Below are 13,392 nucleotides of genomic sequence, written 5' to 3' on the forward strand. Positions count from 1 at the left end.
GACCCGGTACCAACCCGCGACGAGTTCGCGCAGCACCTGCCGGAGGAACCCCAGTGCGTGTCCGGCGACGTCCGACGTGGCGGGCTTGCAACCAGGTGGAGGTAGCAGGCCTTGGCACGCCCGTTCGAGAGACCACTCGGCGGCGAGTTTGCGAGAGAGAACATGGCGAGGCTGGCTCTCGCTGAGAGAACACGCGAATATGCAGGTATATGGCATGGTTGAGATGTGAAATATCGATAGTCGCTATCTGATGGCAACAATTCTGGCCGCTGGGATAATCTCCGAACATGCCCTCGCAACCCCCGACCGTTGCCCGCTTGCGGCCCTTCGCCTCCACGATCTTCGCCGAAATGACCGAACTCGCCATTCGCTACGACGCGGTCAATCTGGGCCAGGGATTTCCCGATACGGATGGGCCCGCGGGCATGCTCGAAGTGGCCCGCCGTGCCATCGCCGACGGACTCAACCAGTACCCGCCCGGGCGCGGCATGCCGGTCCTGCGCAGGGCCATCGCCGACGACCGGGCTCGTCGCTACGGGACCGAGTACGACCACGACTCCCAGGTGCTGGTGACCGTCGGTGCGACAGAGGCGATCAGCGCCGCGGTGCTCGGACTGGTCGAGCCCGGCCAGGAGGTCGTGCTGATCGAGCCGTATTACGACTCCTACGCGGCCGCGGTCGCCCTCGCCGGTGCGCGACGGCGCACGGCCAGGCTGGTCGCCGATGGCGACCGGTTCGTGCTCGACTTGGACAGCCTGCGCGCCGCGATCACCCCGGCGACTCGCATGCTCGTCGTCAACTCGCCGCACAACCCGACCGGCACCGTGCTCGGGCGCGCCGACCTGCAGGCGATCGCCGATATCGCTTGCGAGCGCGACATTCTGGTGCTCACCGACGAGGTCTACGAACATCTGGTCTACGACGGCGCCGAGCACATCAGCCTGGCCGCACTGCCCGGCATGGCCGAGCGGACGATCGTGGCGTCCAGTGCGGCAAAGACTTTCAGCGTCACCGGATGGAAGACCGGGTGGGCATGCGGCCCCGCCGATCTGATCGACGGCGTGCTGGCGGCCAAACAGTTTCTGACCTTCGTCGCGGGCGGCCCCTTTCAGCCGGCCGTCGCGCACGCGATCAACCATGAGCTGGGTTGGGTCGATGATCTGCGGGATACCTTGTCCGAGAAGCGGCTGCGCCTCTCCGCCGCACTCGCTGATGCCGGGCTGGACGTGAAGGCCAGCGCGGGGGGCTATTTCGTCTGCGCCGACATCACCCCACTCGGCGCCTCGGACGGTCTGGCGTTCTGCCGGGAGCTGCCGAAGCGGCTCGGCGTCGCGGCGGTCCCCGTCATCGCGTTCGCCGACGACACCGCCGCGTGGAGCCACCTGGTGCGTTTCACCTTCTGCAAGCGCGACGAGACGCTGGACGAAGGGGTGCGCCGGCTCCGGCTCGGCTGACTCGCGTGACGAGTGGCACACGGCTGTCGCAAAGCGCGAGAGGCCTCTCCACCGTGTGCCGCTCGTCGCGGGTCAGGCGGGGGTGGGGCGGGCCCGGTCGGTGGCGAGGAGGACAGCGATGGCGCCGAGCATGGTGCCCATGAGGTAGCGCTGGACGCGCAGCCAGAGCGGGCGGCCGGTGAGGAAGGTGGCCAGGCCGCCCGCGCCTAGGACGATCAGGCCGTTCACGGTGAGGGCCACCGCGATCTGCACCGCTCCCAGGCACAGGCTTTGTAGCCACACCCTGCCGTGCTCCGGCGTTACGAACTGCGGGATCAGCGCCATGTACATGATCGCGATCTTCGGGTTCAGCAGATTGGTGACCAACCCCATACCGAACAGTCGGCGCACCGGGTCGGCGGGCAGCGTCGCGGGCGCGAACACCGAAACGCCGCCCGGTCGCACCGCCTGCCAGGCAAGCCACCCCAGATAAGCGGCACCCGCCAGTTTCACGCCCAGATAGAGCCCCGGCACCACCACGAAGACCGCCGTGATGCCGGCGGTCGCCGCCGCGAGATACACCCCGAATCCCGCCGCCACCCCACCCAACGACACCAACCCCGCCCGCCGCCCCTGCGACACCGTCCGCGACACCAGATACATCATGTTCGGCCCCGGCGTCAGCACCATCCCCAACGCAGCTGCCGCAACCCCCACCACCGCCGCCATCTCGATCATGCACCGATCGTCACCCACCCGATCCCGCGGTGTCGCGGTCCAGTTGGCGGTTGCTGGCCACGGGTCGTGGTGGCCGCGCCTGCGCAGGCTCCGGGAAGAGACCGGGGCCTTCCGGCGTTGCACACGGGCGCTGCCGAATCCGCTCACGGCGGAGAATGGCCGGTTACCTGCGGTGTCGTCGGTGGGGTCGGGGAGAATGGGCGGCGAGCCGATATGAGGAGGGGCTGTGACCGACGGTCCACTGATTGTGCAGAGTGACAAGACGCTGCTGCTGGAGGTCGACCACGAGTTGGCCGATGCGGCGCGGCAGGCCATCGCGCCGTTCGCCGAGTTGGAGCGGGCGCCGGAGCATGTGCATACCTACCGGGTGACGCCGCTGGCGCTGTGGAACGCGCGGGCGGCGGGGCACGACGCTGAGCAGGTGGTGGACGCGCTGGTCAGTTTCTCCAGGTACGCGGTGCCGCAGCCGTTGCTGGTCGATGTCGTGGACACGATGGCCCGATACGGCAGGTTGCAGCTGGTCAAGGATCCCGCGCACGGCCTGACGCTGATCAGCCTGGATCGCGCGGTGCTGGAGGAGGTGCTCCGGCACAAGAAGATCGCGCCGATGTTCGGCGCGCGCATCGATGACGACACGGTGGTGGTGCACCCGTCCGAGCGCGGCCGGATCAAGCAGATGCTGCTGAAGATCGGCTGGCCCGCCGAGGACCTCGCGGGGTACGTCGACGGCGAGGCGCATGAGATCGAACTCGACTACACCGACGACAAGTGGCATTTGCGCGACTACCAGGAGATGGCCGCCGACTCGTTCTGGGCGGGCGGCTCCGGCGTGGTGGTGCTGCCCTGCGGCGCGGGCAAGACGATGGTCGGCGCTGCGGCCATGGCGAAGGCGAAGGCGACCACGCTGATCCTGGTCACCAACACGGTGGCGGGCAGGCAGTGGCGGCGCGAACTGCTCGCGCGCACCTCGTTGACCGAGGAAGAGATCGGCGAGTACTCCGGCGAACGCAAGGAGATCCGGCCGGTCACCATCGCCACCTATCAGGTGATCACCCGCCGCACCAAGGGCGAGTACAAGCACCTGGAGCTCTTCGACAGCCGTGACTGGGGCCTGGTCATCTATGACGAGGTGCATCTGCTGCCCGCCCCGGTCTTCCGGATGACCGCAGACCTGCAGTCCCGCCGCCGCCTCGGCTTGACCGCGACCCTGGTGCGCGAGGACGGCCGAGAGGGCGACGTGTTCTCGCTGATCGGCCCGAAGCGCTACGACGCGCCGTGGAAGGACATCGAGGCCCAGGGCTGGATTGCCCCCGCCGAGTGCATCGAGGTCAGGGTCACGCTGACCGATGCCGAGCGGATGGCGTACGCGACCGCCGAACCAGAGGAGCGTTACAAGCTCTGCTCCACCGCGCACACGAAGATCGCTGTGGTGGAATCGATCCTGGCTCAGCACCAGGACGCGCCGAGCCTGGTCATCGGCGCCTACCTGGAGCAGCTGGAGGAACTGGGCGCCGCGCTCGACGCTCCGGTGATCCAGGGTTCGACGAAAACCAAAGACCGCGAAGAACTCTTCGACGCATTCCGGCGCGGTGAGATTCCGGTGCTCGTGGTGAGCAAGGTCGCGAACTTCTCCATCGATTTGCCGGAAGCGTCGGTGGCCGTGCAGGTCTCGGGTACCTTCGGCTCGCGTCAGGAGGAGGCGCAGCGCCTCGGCCGGTTGCTGCGCCCGAAGCAGGACCGCGGCCAGGCTCATTTCTATTCGGTGGTCGCGCGCGACACCCTCGACGCCGAATACGCCGCGCACCGTCAGCGTTTTCTCGCCGAACAGGGGTATGCCTACCGCATCACGGATGCCGACGACTTGCTCGGTCCGGCGCTCGGATAAGTGGAGGAAATTCCTCCGAAAGCTGTGCTAGGAATGAGGACGTGCGACGCTTCGAATTCGCGGTGGACCGCGGGCATGCCCACGCGGTCAACGAAGTCTTCGCCGACTTGCGTCGACTGCGCATCATGGCGATCGCCGCCGCGATCATCGCGGCGACCGGAACGGCCTACCTGATCTGGCTGGACCATCCTTGGGCGTATCTGCTCGCGGTCGCCTTCGCGCTCGGCGCGGTGACCGCGTTGTGGGTGGCGCTGTGGACGCCAAGGCATTCCAGCATCGACAAGCTCTACGCCGACGGCGAGCTCGTTCCCGCGGTGATCTCGGAGTCCCGCCCCTCCGGCGTCGTGCTGCTCGCCTTGGTCGATGTGTCCAAGCCGGAGGAGACCGGTCCGCGCTACGCCCTGGTGACCAGGAAAGTTCGCGCACTACCCGGCCACGAGGCCAAGGCGGGGGAGCGGGTGCCCTCGGTGGCCGTGCGCACCGACTGGGCGCCGCGGCAGGTCGGCGAGCGCTGGCAGTCGGTGAGCGCCATGCCCATCGCCTGGGGCACCAGGGACGGCACGGTCATCGACCGCGCCCGTGCCGCCATCAGCGAGGTCGAGTGGCGGCTGCTCACCGACAACCTCGCGCTGGCCGAGAAGGTGCGCCGCGCCACGACCAAACGACTGCTGCTCGATCCGCACCAGCTGCCCGGCGATCTCGGCTCCTGAATTCGACTGCGAGCCCCCGATTTCGGGTTGCGCGTGCACATAGACTCGGAAGATGGTTCCGGCGTCCAATCTGCTGGCATTCACTGCCGCGGCGATCGTCATCATCGTCGTGCCCGGTCCCGGCGTGCTGTTCACCGTCGGCCGCGCGCTCACGCTCGGCCGTCGCGCTGCGCTGCTCTCGGTGCTCGGGCACACCGCGGGCGTCTACGTGGCCTTGGTTCTGGTCGCGATCGGTCTTGGCACGCTGCTCGCGGCCTCGGCGCTCGCGCTGACCGTGGTGAAGTTCGCGGGCGCGCTGTACTTGATCTATCTGGGAATCCAGGCGATCCGTGAGCGCAAGGCGTTGCGTGCGGCGCTGGTCGCCGCGATCGAACCGACTTCACATACGAGAGTGCTGCGGCAGAGCGCGTTCGTCGGGCTCACCAACCCGAAGGCGATCGTCTTCTTCTCCGCGGTGCTGCCGCATTTCGCGGACCCGGAGGGGGGCTCGATCCGGGTGCAATTCCTGCTTCTCGGCACGATATTCCTGGCGATCGGGATCGTCTCCGACAGCGCCTGGGCGCTGCTGGCCGTCTCGGCCAGGTCTTGGTTCGCGCGGTCGCCCCGCAGGCTGGAGGCGGTCGGCGGCGCGGGCGGCGTGCTGATCCTCGGTGTCGGCACGTCGGTGGCGCTTACCGGTAGTGGCGACTGAAGCGGCTACCATCCAGCAAGGTCGGTACGTCGATGCCGCAAGGGGCGGAGAGGGGTGGTCGTCGAATGAGGTTGTCCGGCCGGATGTGCGCCGTGGTCGCGGGTGTGGCCGTCGCGGCGCTGTCGGTGCCCGCGAGCGCCGATCCGCCCGCCGACCCGCTGGTCGGCGCCCCCGGCGTCGGCGACCCGTACTACCCGCTGGACGGAAACGGCGGTTACGACGTCGGCCACTATGACGTCAGCATCGACTACGACCCGCCGAGCCACCAACTCGCCGGGATCACCCGGATCGAGGCGATCGCCACCCAGGCCCTGCGCACGTTCAACCTGGACTTCGCGGGGCCGGACGTGCGCACGGTGTCGGTGAACCATCTGCCCGCCGCGTTCGTCCGTGACGGCGCACACGAACTGACCGTGACGCCGCTGCTCCCGCTGCTGCCCGGCCTGCCGTTCACCGTCACCGTCGACTACGCGGGTCCCGCGGTGAACACCGAGGGCGCGGGCTGGACTTTCGCCCCGAGCGGAGGCGCTTTCGTCGCCGGTGAACCCCACTCGGCGACAACCTGGTACCCGCTCAACGACACCCCGCTGGACAAGGCCACCTTCGCGCTGCATACTACCGTCCCCGCGGAATGGGAGGTGGTGTCCAACGGTGTGCGGACCGATGACATCGTGCGGGGCGACAAGCGGACCGTCGGGTGGGCAACGACCAAACCGGTGCTCGGCTACCTGACCACGGTCGCGATCGACAAGTTCAGCTACCTCGAACAGCGCCGGCCCGATGGCACCCCGCTGGTCAGCGCGTTCGCGTCGGACGCGGAAGGTAAGCGGGAGACCGAGCAGCGCCTGCCGGAGATCCTCGACTTCGCCGAAACCCTGTACGGCCCGTACCCGTTCGAGGCGGCGGGCGGCATCTACCTGGACGCCGACATCCAGTTCTCGTTGGAGACCCAGACCCGTCCGATCTACGCGCCGTGGACCGATCTGCAAACCGTGGTGCACGAGATCACGCACCAGTGGTGGGGCGATGCGGTGTCGGTGCGCCACTGGTCGGACATCTGCCTCAACGAGTGCTTTGCCAGCTACACCGCCGACTACCTGTGGCCGGAGCGGATGGAGGGCAAGAACGTCGACGACGACTACCGCGAGACCGTCCAGAAGTACCGCGACAAACCCAAGTTCTGGGACATTCCGCTGGAAAATCCCGGCGCGGGAAAAGAATTCACCTCCGTCTACTACCGCGGCCCGCTGTTCCTGCACGCCCTGCGCAAGCAGATCGGCGACGAGGTGTTCTTCGCGGTCGTCCGTGACTTCCTCGCGGCGCACGCGTACGGCAACGCATCGATGCCGGAGTTCCGCGCGTTCGTACAGTCCAGGGCGTCGACGGACCTGACAGGCTTTTTCGACGCGTGGTTGAACAGCACCGAACCACCTCCGGAGGCATACCTGTTCCCGGGAACCCTCCGCAGCTGAGCCGCGCAGGCTATTCGCCGTCGAGGCGCTGACGAGCCCGTTCCGCCCGGCGTTCGGTCCGATCCAGGTGGCGCTGGGCACTGTGCAGCTGGTCCTTCGCCGACCGCTCGACCGTCCTGCTGAACTGCCGCTGCTCTTCGGCGTGTGTCAGTTCGTCTTTCAACGCGGCGATCCGGGATTCGATGCCGGACAGCCGCTTATGCGCTTCGCCGACCTCGGATTGTGCTGAATCCCTTGCCGCGCGGGCAGATTCGAGCGCATCCAGCGCCTCCTCCAGCTCCTCGCGCGCGGTGTCCTCGGCCTCCGGCTTCGGAGCGACCCGCTTGGTGGATTCGGGCACGGTGACCAGATTCGGTCCGCTCGGCCCGAAGCCGTCGTAGGTCGCCGCCGTGGCCAGCGTTCCGGCGCGCACCCGCTCTGCCACCTGCGGCTCGGCCAGCGCCGCCGTCAAGGTCTGCCCGACCTCGCGCACCACGCCATCGCCGACTGGGTGGCCGTGCTCGGCGGCCAGTGCGCCCGCCTTCTTGGCCAGCGCATTGACCAATTGCTGCCGCCGCATAGTCAGGTTGCGCAGCTGGTCGGCGGACAGTTCTCGCTGCGCCGCGGCCAGTGCCGCGCCGAGTCGCAGCAGCGCATCCACGTCGTCGGGCGCCTCGCGAGCCAGCAGGTTCGCCGTCCACGCGGACAGGGTGGGCTTGCGCAGCTTGCCGACGGCGGCCGCGAGCTCCTTGTCGCCCGCCCGCTTGGCCGCTTCGACCCGGGCGGTGCGCGCCGCGACGAACTCCGCGGGCGCCACCCCGTACAGCTCGCCTGCGACGTCATCGACCGTCATATCGACCAAGCGTAACGACTCGGTCATCCGGAGCGACGGAACCCGCGGATCGGACGATGGTCCATCTCATGGGCTCTACGGCCTGCGCGTGTGGCAAACAGGCCGGAGCCACCCGCCGAGCTGATGCGGTCGCCATGGTCCTGCGGGTATCCTCACCGCGTTCACGAGTCCGTGAACATGTTCGGTGAGAGAGGTTTTCAGGTGAAGTTTCCAGGAACGAGGCTGCTGGCACGGATTGTGTTAGCCCTCGTCGCGGTCGCCGCGGTGGTGGTCACGGTGGCCGGCTGTTCGTTGATCGAGAACTCGAGCAAGTCGGACACGGCCAAGGCGAAGGTCGGCGACTGCATCAACGTCATCGAGAGCTCGGCTGTCGATTCCAAGACCGAGCCGGTCGACTGCTCATCGGACAAGGCCGTGTACAAGGTCGCGCAGTCCTTCGACAAGAAGACCGAGTGCGCTGCCGACTACACCTCCTACGAAGAGACGCTCAGCGGCGGTACCACCGCGTTCCTGTGCCTCGCACCGAACTTCAAGGAAGGCAGCTGCTACAACGAGAGCACCACGACCGGATATAAGCAGGTGGAGTGCGGTTCGTCAGAAGCGACCTTCCGCGTTCTGAAGCGGATCGATGGTCAGGCCGACGAACTGCTGTGCGGTGCGGATGCCGACGGCTTCCGCCTCATCGAGGCGGACCCCAAGGTCACCTTCTGCACGGGCAAGCCGAAGGCCTGATCACTCCAGCAGGGCAACCGACGCGATCCGGTGCAGCGTGAAGTGCCGGACCGCGCCGGTCACCGGGTCCAGCGCGTCCAGCTGCCCATTGCCCACTTTCAACGGTTCCACCACCCGCTGCGTGGCGACCCCCTGGGCGTCTACGTAGCCGATGTTCACCGACCGCCGCACCCGCGCCGCCAGCTGAAGCAGGGCGAGGGTCGCGGCGGTATTGGTACGGGTGCCGTCCGGGCGCACCGCTTGGCCTGCGCGGGCGCTGGCGGCGCGTTCGCCGGCGCGCAGTTCCGTGACGAGCGACTCCAGCTGTTCGACGCTAGGCGGTGTCGGTCGATATGGCTGCCTGGCGCCAGGCCGCGCCGAGATCCGGGCGCCGCGGGGGCGAAGGTCGACGATCGCGCCCGTCGAATCCTCACCCGCGGGCGCGAAGCCTGCGGCTCGCAACTGTTCCAGCAGTTCGCCGAGCGGCGTATGGGCGATGGCGACGGTCGGGGCGATGGCCCGCAGCGCCAGTGCGCTCGCCACGGGCGCGGACAGGACCTGGGCGAGTAGCGCGGGGTCGTCGCTCCGGATGAAGGACTGGGCCATGCCCGCCCGCAGCTGACCGTGCCGTCTGGCCACATCGTCGATCAGGTAGGTCAGCGCCTGCGGGATCGGTGTCCTGGAATGCTTCGCGAACAAGCCGTGCAGTTCGGCCGCGGTCAGTCCGACATCGAGGGCGCGGCGCACCGAGGACTCGCTGAGCCGGTACACCGTCGCCGCACCAGCGGATTCGACGTCGGCGACGAGGGCGATCCGATGCCGCAGGTCCATGGTCAGCGGGCCGGGCGCGATCACTGTCAGATCCGCTTGGACCAGCACGTGGTCCACCGGCTCCGGCAGCGCCGCCTCCATCTCGGCCTCGGCGTCGGCCGCACTGGTCGCCGCGCCGTGCAGCAGCGCCCGCGCCGGTGAGCCGAGCGCGCCTCGGCCGACGAAGCCGAGCGCGGCCGCCTCGGCCAGCGTCTGCTCGACTACCTCCGGCCGGAAGTGCCTGCGCCGGCGTGGCTGCCGCCAGGCAAGTACCCGGCCGATGTCGGTCGGGTCGAGCGCGGTGCCCGACGAGCACTCCGCGAGCAAGCCGAGGATCGCCCGCCGGTCGCGTGGTGCGTGCGGGGTGCGCAGCTCCAGCGAAAGGGCCGCCAATGGTTTGTCATTGGCATCACGCATGCCGATCATCCACGGCATCCGGTCCAAGTCGAGCCAGGCAAGCGCGAGCGCGGCCCAGCGACGTGCGGGCGGCGCTGCCAGCCAGGCATCGACACCAGGGCTGGGCGCCCAGAAGTCGTCGGTCGAATCGAATTCCGGTGGTGGCTCCGGCAAACCCTTTTCGAGAAGTTTCGCCGCCGCCAGCAGTTCGACCAGCAAACCGGCCCTCGGCTCCTCGACGCCGATCTGCTTGGCGATGCGGCGCAGCTCCCGTACGCCGAGACCGCCCGCCCGCAGAGCAGGGGCGGGGGCCTGGCCGAGAACGTCGAGCACGGCGGCGCAGTGTCGCAGTAGCTCGCCTACTTCTCCTGCCGCGACCGCGTTCATCTCGGCGGGCGTGTACTTGGTCGAGCGCGGCTCCGGCGGGGTCAGCGCATGCGGGTGGGTGACGGGTTCACGGCGCAGCACCTGGCCGACCGTGACGGGAAGCTCGACGGTCTCGTCGTCGATCCAGTGCAGCAGCCTGCGCGCCAGCAGACGCGGGATGGGGCGGTCGGACGGGGTGTCCGGCGCAGCGTCCCTGGTGCGTCCGCGCGGGCCCGTCGTGGCCAGCTTGTCCAGCAAGGCGCGTTCGGTGGGTGCCAGCTCGGGAAGGGCGGCGACCACCTCGGGCTCGGTGAGCGCGTCGGGGAGTTCGGTCGCGCTGCCGATCGGCCACGGCAGCGCCTCGGCCGCCGCCGGGATCAGGTGCAGCTCGTCGTCGTCGGTCCAGATGAGGGCGCGGGCGGTCAGGTGCTCCAGCGCGTCGTCGATCGCGGTCGACGCCACCCGTTCGCTCAGCTGCACGTGCAGCTCGTCGCGGCGCAGCGGTGAGTGGTCCTGGTCGGTGTGCGTCACGCCATGCATCGCGAGGATTTCCAGGATGGCGAATTCGAGCGTGTCCAGGTCCTCGGTGGCGCGCAGCACCGACGCGCGCTGTTCGGCGCGAGCGGCGAGCACCGCCATCGAGGAAGGCAGCGGCACAGCTAGGTCGGGCCGGAGTTGCAGCAGCATCACGAGCTGGGCATCACTGCGGGCGCCGAGCCATCCGGCAAGGGAGTCGGTCGCGGTCATCTCATCCACCCTACGATGCTGGGGGCCGGGTGATCGGATCCGTCACGGAACGACTTCTTTGGCAAGGACCTTCTTTGGCAAGGACCTTCTTTGGCAAGGACCTTCTTTGGCAAGAACATGGACAGCTCGCCCGGCTCGCACAAAACCCAGCTGACGGCCAACAGTCAGCCCGCGACGATGCTCGTCACGCACCCACGACCGGCAAGAAACGTGGAGAGGCGGGTTAGCATGGGGCCGTGGTGAACAAATCGAAGAAACCCTATGTGGACAACGGCTGGCCGAAGGTCGACGACGGCGACCATGCGGTCACCGAGCTCTCGTCGGCCCGCTCCGGTGGTCTCTCGCCGTACGGCGAGGACACCGAATTTCCGGTGCCTGCTGATCAGCTGCCCTACATGCACCCGAACACGGTGATCAACCGCTGACCGCGCGTAGGGGTGATTCCTCGGAAAAGAAGAAGGGCCCCGCATCCTCGTTGATGCGGGGCCCTTCTTCGTTGGTGTAACGATCAGGAAGGGATCAGACCCTTGTTCGCCTCGTAGAAGTTCACGATCGCAGGGTCGAGCATGACTCCGCTCGCCTTGGCGGCGTTGACGAAGTCGAGGGCTTCCTTGGGGACCTGCACGCCCTGGCCCTGCACGACCTCGAGGGCACGGTCGACGGCCGAGTAGACCTGCTGCGAGCTGACCTCCGGCGCAGCCTGGGTGACCTGTGGCGCGGGGTTCCAGCGCGGGGTCTCGGTGGTGGCGGGAGCGCTGCGCTGGGTGGGTGCGCTGCTCAGGCCCAGCGAGGACGAGCAGGAGGGCCAAGCGCCCCAGCCCTGTGAGGCGAGCACCTTTTCGGCGACGGCGATCTGCTGTTCGCGGCTGGCCTGGTTGGCGGTGGTGGCGTATTCCTGGCCACCGTGGGCACGCCAGGTGCCGGGCGAGAACTGCAGCCCGCCCTGGAAACCGTTGCCCGTGTTGATGCCCCAGTTGCCGCCGGCCTCGCACTGAGCGAGTCGATCCCAGTCGGAGTCGGGTGCCGCGCTGGCGTTGCCTGCGAGTGCCACACCGGCGGTGCCGATCATGGCCCCGGTGACGGCAACCTTGGCTACCGTGCGGCCGGTCGAGCTTGGCTTGCGATGGCGTCCACTCATATCGGGTTCGTCTTCCTCTCGACGCACCTGCGAGGCTTCGGCTCCGGGTTCGGACTGAGAGGTCGTCCGTTCCGCCCTCGCCCCTACATTTCCGTCGGGGTCCGGTACCCGCGGGGCGAGGTTCGGTGCGGCGGGCCGGTTGTAGCCGGTTGTCCCGGCTGGATAAGACCGTACGTCGATCGCCGCGAAAAATCACCATTTGGTAACCGGCGTGTACGAACGGGTCTCGGCACGATATCGATCGGGGTGGCACGGCTTCTGTGCAGCTAGGGAGCCCGCGGTCGCGCCGATAAGGCTCTGTCACCGCTTTGTGACCTTCTCGTAATGTGACGAGGATCACATTCTCGCGTGGGCAACGATCGCCTGGGGTAATCGGCTCGTGAGCCAACGGAGGTAAAGCCTCCGGTTCAGCGTGATCTCCGACCGGAACGCAGCGCGAACAGGAGCGCGACCACGAACCCCAGTGGCGCGAGCAGCGCCCCGAAGTAGAGCCACAGACCCGGCTCACCGTCGGTGAGCACCGGCGTCAGAAAGATGGCCATGATCGCCAGCAATCCCAGCGCGAACAGACAGAGTGCGAGTCGGAGCAACCAATCCCCGGACCTGCGCGGTACGCCGCCGGAAGGGGTCGGAGCGGAGGGGTTCGTCACCGCTCGACCGTAAAACTGATGTGCTTGCGTTATTCGCACCGGGGTAGACTCCAAACAACCGCGTCCCGCAATCCTGCTGGGCGCGTTCTTTTCGCACAGAGATCGGGACCGGTCGCGGCGCCGCCGCAGGACAGGTCCGGTAGACGGATGTGCTCGGGCCGATGGGGTTCGAGCTTTCGATGATGAACGGGTGAGCGCAGTGCCGACCGGCAGGGTTAAGTGGTACGACGTCGAAAAGGGCTTCGGCTTCCTTTCCCAGGACGAGGGTGAGGACGTCTATGTCCGCTCGTCCGCGCTGCCGCAGGGCGTCGAGGGCCTCAAGCCCGGGCAGCGGGTCGAGTTCGGCATGGCCGCCGGTCGCCGCGGCCCCCAGGCGCTGAGCCTGAAGCTGCTCGAGGCGCCGCCCTCGGTCCGGCAGGGCCAGGAACGCAACACGCGCAAGGAACCCGCTGCCCGCAGGCACACTCCGGACGAGCTGCACGGGATGGTCGAGGACATGATCACCCTGCTCGAGGCGACGGTGCAGCCCGATCTGCGCAAGGGCAAGTACCCGGATCGCAAGACCGCGCAACGCATCTCGGAGGTCGTCCGGGCGGTCGCACGCGAACTCGATCACTGAGTTTCCTTGCCGCACCTGCGGCGCGGCGTGTTCGCGGCCCTCTCTTGGCTCGCGTTTGCGCGACCGCCGCTGGCGACTTCGTCGCGGACGCGGCGGCCGCGCAAACGCGAGCCGGGCCGCGAACGGGGAATGCTCGGTCTCGCTTCGCTCGGAAGTGGGGGTGGGCCAGTGTGGTTGCGCTGGGGTGGGAAACG

13 protein-coding genes are annotated in these 13,392 nt (G+C 68.1%); 8 read left to right on the top strand and 5 right to left on the bottom strand.

Features of this window, described 5'->3' with window-relative positions:
- The first annotated feature begins 287 nt into the window (after nt 1-287).
- Nucleotides 288-1,454, top strand: a complete 1,167-nt coding sequence (locus OHB12_RS28105; RefSeq protein ID WP_327112262.1) for a pyridoxal phosphate-dependent aminotransferase — start codon at nt 288-290, stop codon at nt 1,452-1,454.
- Nucleotides 1,455-1,526: 72 nt separating this feature from the next.
- Here the strand turns inward: OHB12_RS28105 and OHB12_RS28110 are convergent, their stop codons facing one another.
- Nucleotides 1,527-2,171 (bottom strand): LysE family translocator, encoded by a 645-nt coding sequence (locus tag OHB12_RS28110; protein ID WP_327112264.1) that lies wholly within the window; start codon nt 2,169-2,171, stop codon nt 1,527-1,529.
- Nucleotides 2,172-2,397: 226 nt separating this feature from the next.
- Here OHB12_RS28110 and OHB12_RS28115 point away from each other — a divergent pair, with 226 nt between their 5' ends.
- The 4 genes from OHB12_RS28115 to OHB12_RS28130 all read left to right on the top strand — a co-directional run bounded on the left by OHB12_RS28115 (nt 2,398) and on the right by OHB12_RS28130 (nt 6,929).
- Nucleotides 2,398-4,056 (top strand): DNA repair helicase XPB, encoded by a 1,659-nt coding sequence (locus OHB12_RS28115; protein WP_327112266.1) that lies wholly within the window; start codon nt 2,398-2,400, stop codon nt 4,054-4,056.
- A 41-nt stretch (nt 4,057-4,097) separates the two neighbouring features.
- Nucleotides 4,098-4,766 carry a DUF3239 domain-containing protein gene (locus OHB12_RS28120; protein WP_327112267.1) on the top strand — a complete coding sequence of 223 codons (669 nt, stop codon included), beginning with the start codon at nt 4,098-4,100 and terminating at the stop codon, nt 4,764-4,766.
- Nucleotides 4,767-4,818: 52 nt separating this feature from the next.
- Nucleotides 4,819-5,457, top strand: coding sequence for a LysE family translocator (locus OHB12_RS28125; RefSeq protein WP_327112269.1), 639 nt, complete (start codon nt 4,819-4,821; stop codon nt 5,455-5,457).
- A 65-nt stretch (nt 5,458-5,522) separates the two neighbouring features.
- Complete coding sequence (locus OHB12_RS28130) at nt 5,523-6,929, top strand: M1 family metallopeptidase (RefSeq protein ID WP_327112271.1); 1,407 nt, start codon at nt 5,523-5,525, stop codon at nt 6,927-6,929.
- Nucleotides 6,930-6,939: 10 nt separating this feature from the next.
- On the opposite strand, the gene OHB12_RS28135 is transcribed toward OHB12_RS28130, so the two are convergent.
- Entirely contained in the window at nt 6,940-7,761 is an 822-nt protein-coding gene (locus tag OHB12_RS28135) for a hypothetical protein (RefSeq protein ID WP_327112273.1), read from the bottom strand.
- A gap of 201 nt (nt 7,762-7,962) precedes the next feature.
- On the opposite strand from OHB12_RS28135, the gene OHB12_RS28140 reads away from it, so the two are divergent.
- Nucleotides 7,963-8,493, top strand: coding sequence for an LppU/SCO3897 family protein (locus OHB12_RS28140; protein WP_327112275.1), 531 nt, complete (start codon nt 7,963-7,965; stop codon nt 8,491-8,493).
- Here the strand turns inward: OHB12_RS28140 and OHB12_RS28145 are convergent, their stop codons facing one another.
- Nucleotides 8,494-10,791, bottom strand: coding sequence for a helicase-associated domain-containing protein (locus OHB12_RS28145; protein WP_327112277.1), 2,298 nt, complete (start codon nt 10,789-10,791; stop codon nt 8,494-8,496).
- A gap of 236 nt (nt 10,792-11,027) precedes the next feature.
- On the opposite strand from OHB12_RS28145, the gene OHB12_RS28150 reads away from it, so the two are divergent.
- Nucleotides 11,028-11,216 (top strand): hypothetical protein, encoded by a 189-nt coding sequence (locus OHB12_RS28150; RefSeq protein WP_327112279.1) that lies wholly within the window; start codon nt 11,028-11,030, stop codon nt 11,214-11,216.
- A gap of 83 nt (nt 11,217-11,299) precedes the next feature.
- On the opposite strand, the gene OHB12_RS28155 is transcribed toward OHB12_RS28150, so the two are convergent.
- Nucleotides 11,300-11,929 (bottom strand): resuscitation-promoting factor Rpf1 domain-containing protein, encoded by a 630-nt coding sequence (locus OHB12_RS28155; RefSeq protein WP_327112281.1) that lies wholly within the window; start codon nt 11,927-11,929, stop codon nt 11,300-11,302.
- A gap of 407 nt (nt 11,930-12,336) precedes the next feature.
- Nucleotides 12,337-12,579 carry a hypothetical protein gene (locus OHB12_RS28160; RefSeq protein ID WP_327112283.1) on the bottom strand — a complete coding sequence of 81 codons (243 nt, stop codon included), beginning with the start codon at nt 12,577-12,579 and terminating at the stop codon, nt 12,337-12,339.
- 199 nt (nt 12,580-12,778) lie between these two features.
- On the opposite strand from OHB12_RS28160, the gene OHB12_RS28165 reads away from it, so the two are divergent.
- A complete protein-coding gene (locus OHB12_RS28165) occupies nt 12,779-13,198 on the top strand; it encodes a cold-shock protein (protein WP_327121562.1) in 420 nt (139 codons plus the stop codon).
- Nucleotides 13,199-13,392 lie beyond the last annotated feature (194 nt).

The organism is Nocardia sp. NBC_01730, assembly GCF_035920445.1.
Classification (GTDB): Bacteria; Actinomycetota; Actinomycetes; order Mycobacteriales; family Mycobacteriaceae; genus Nocardia.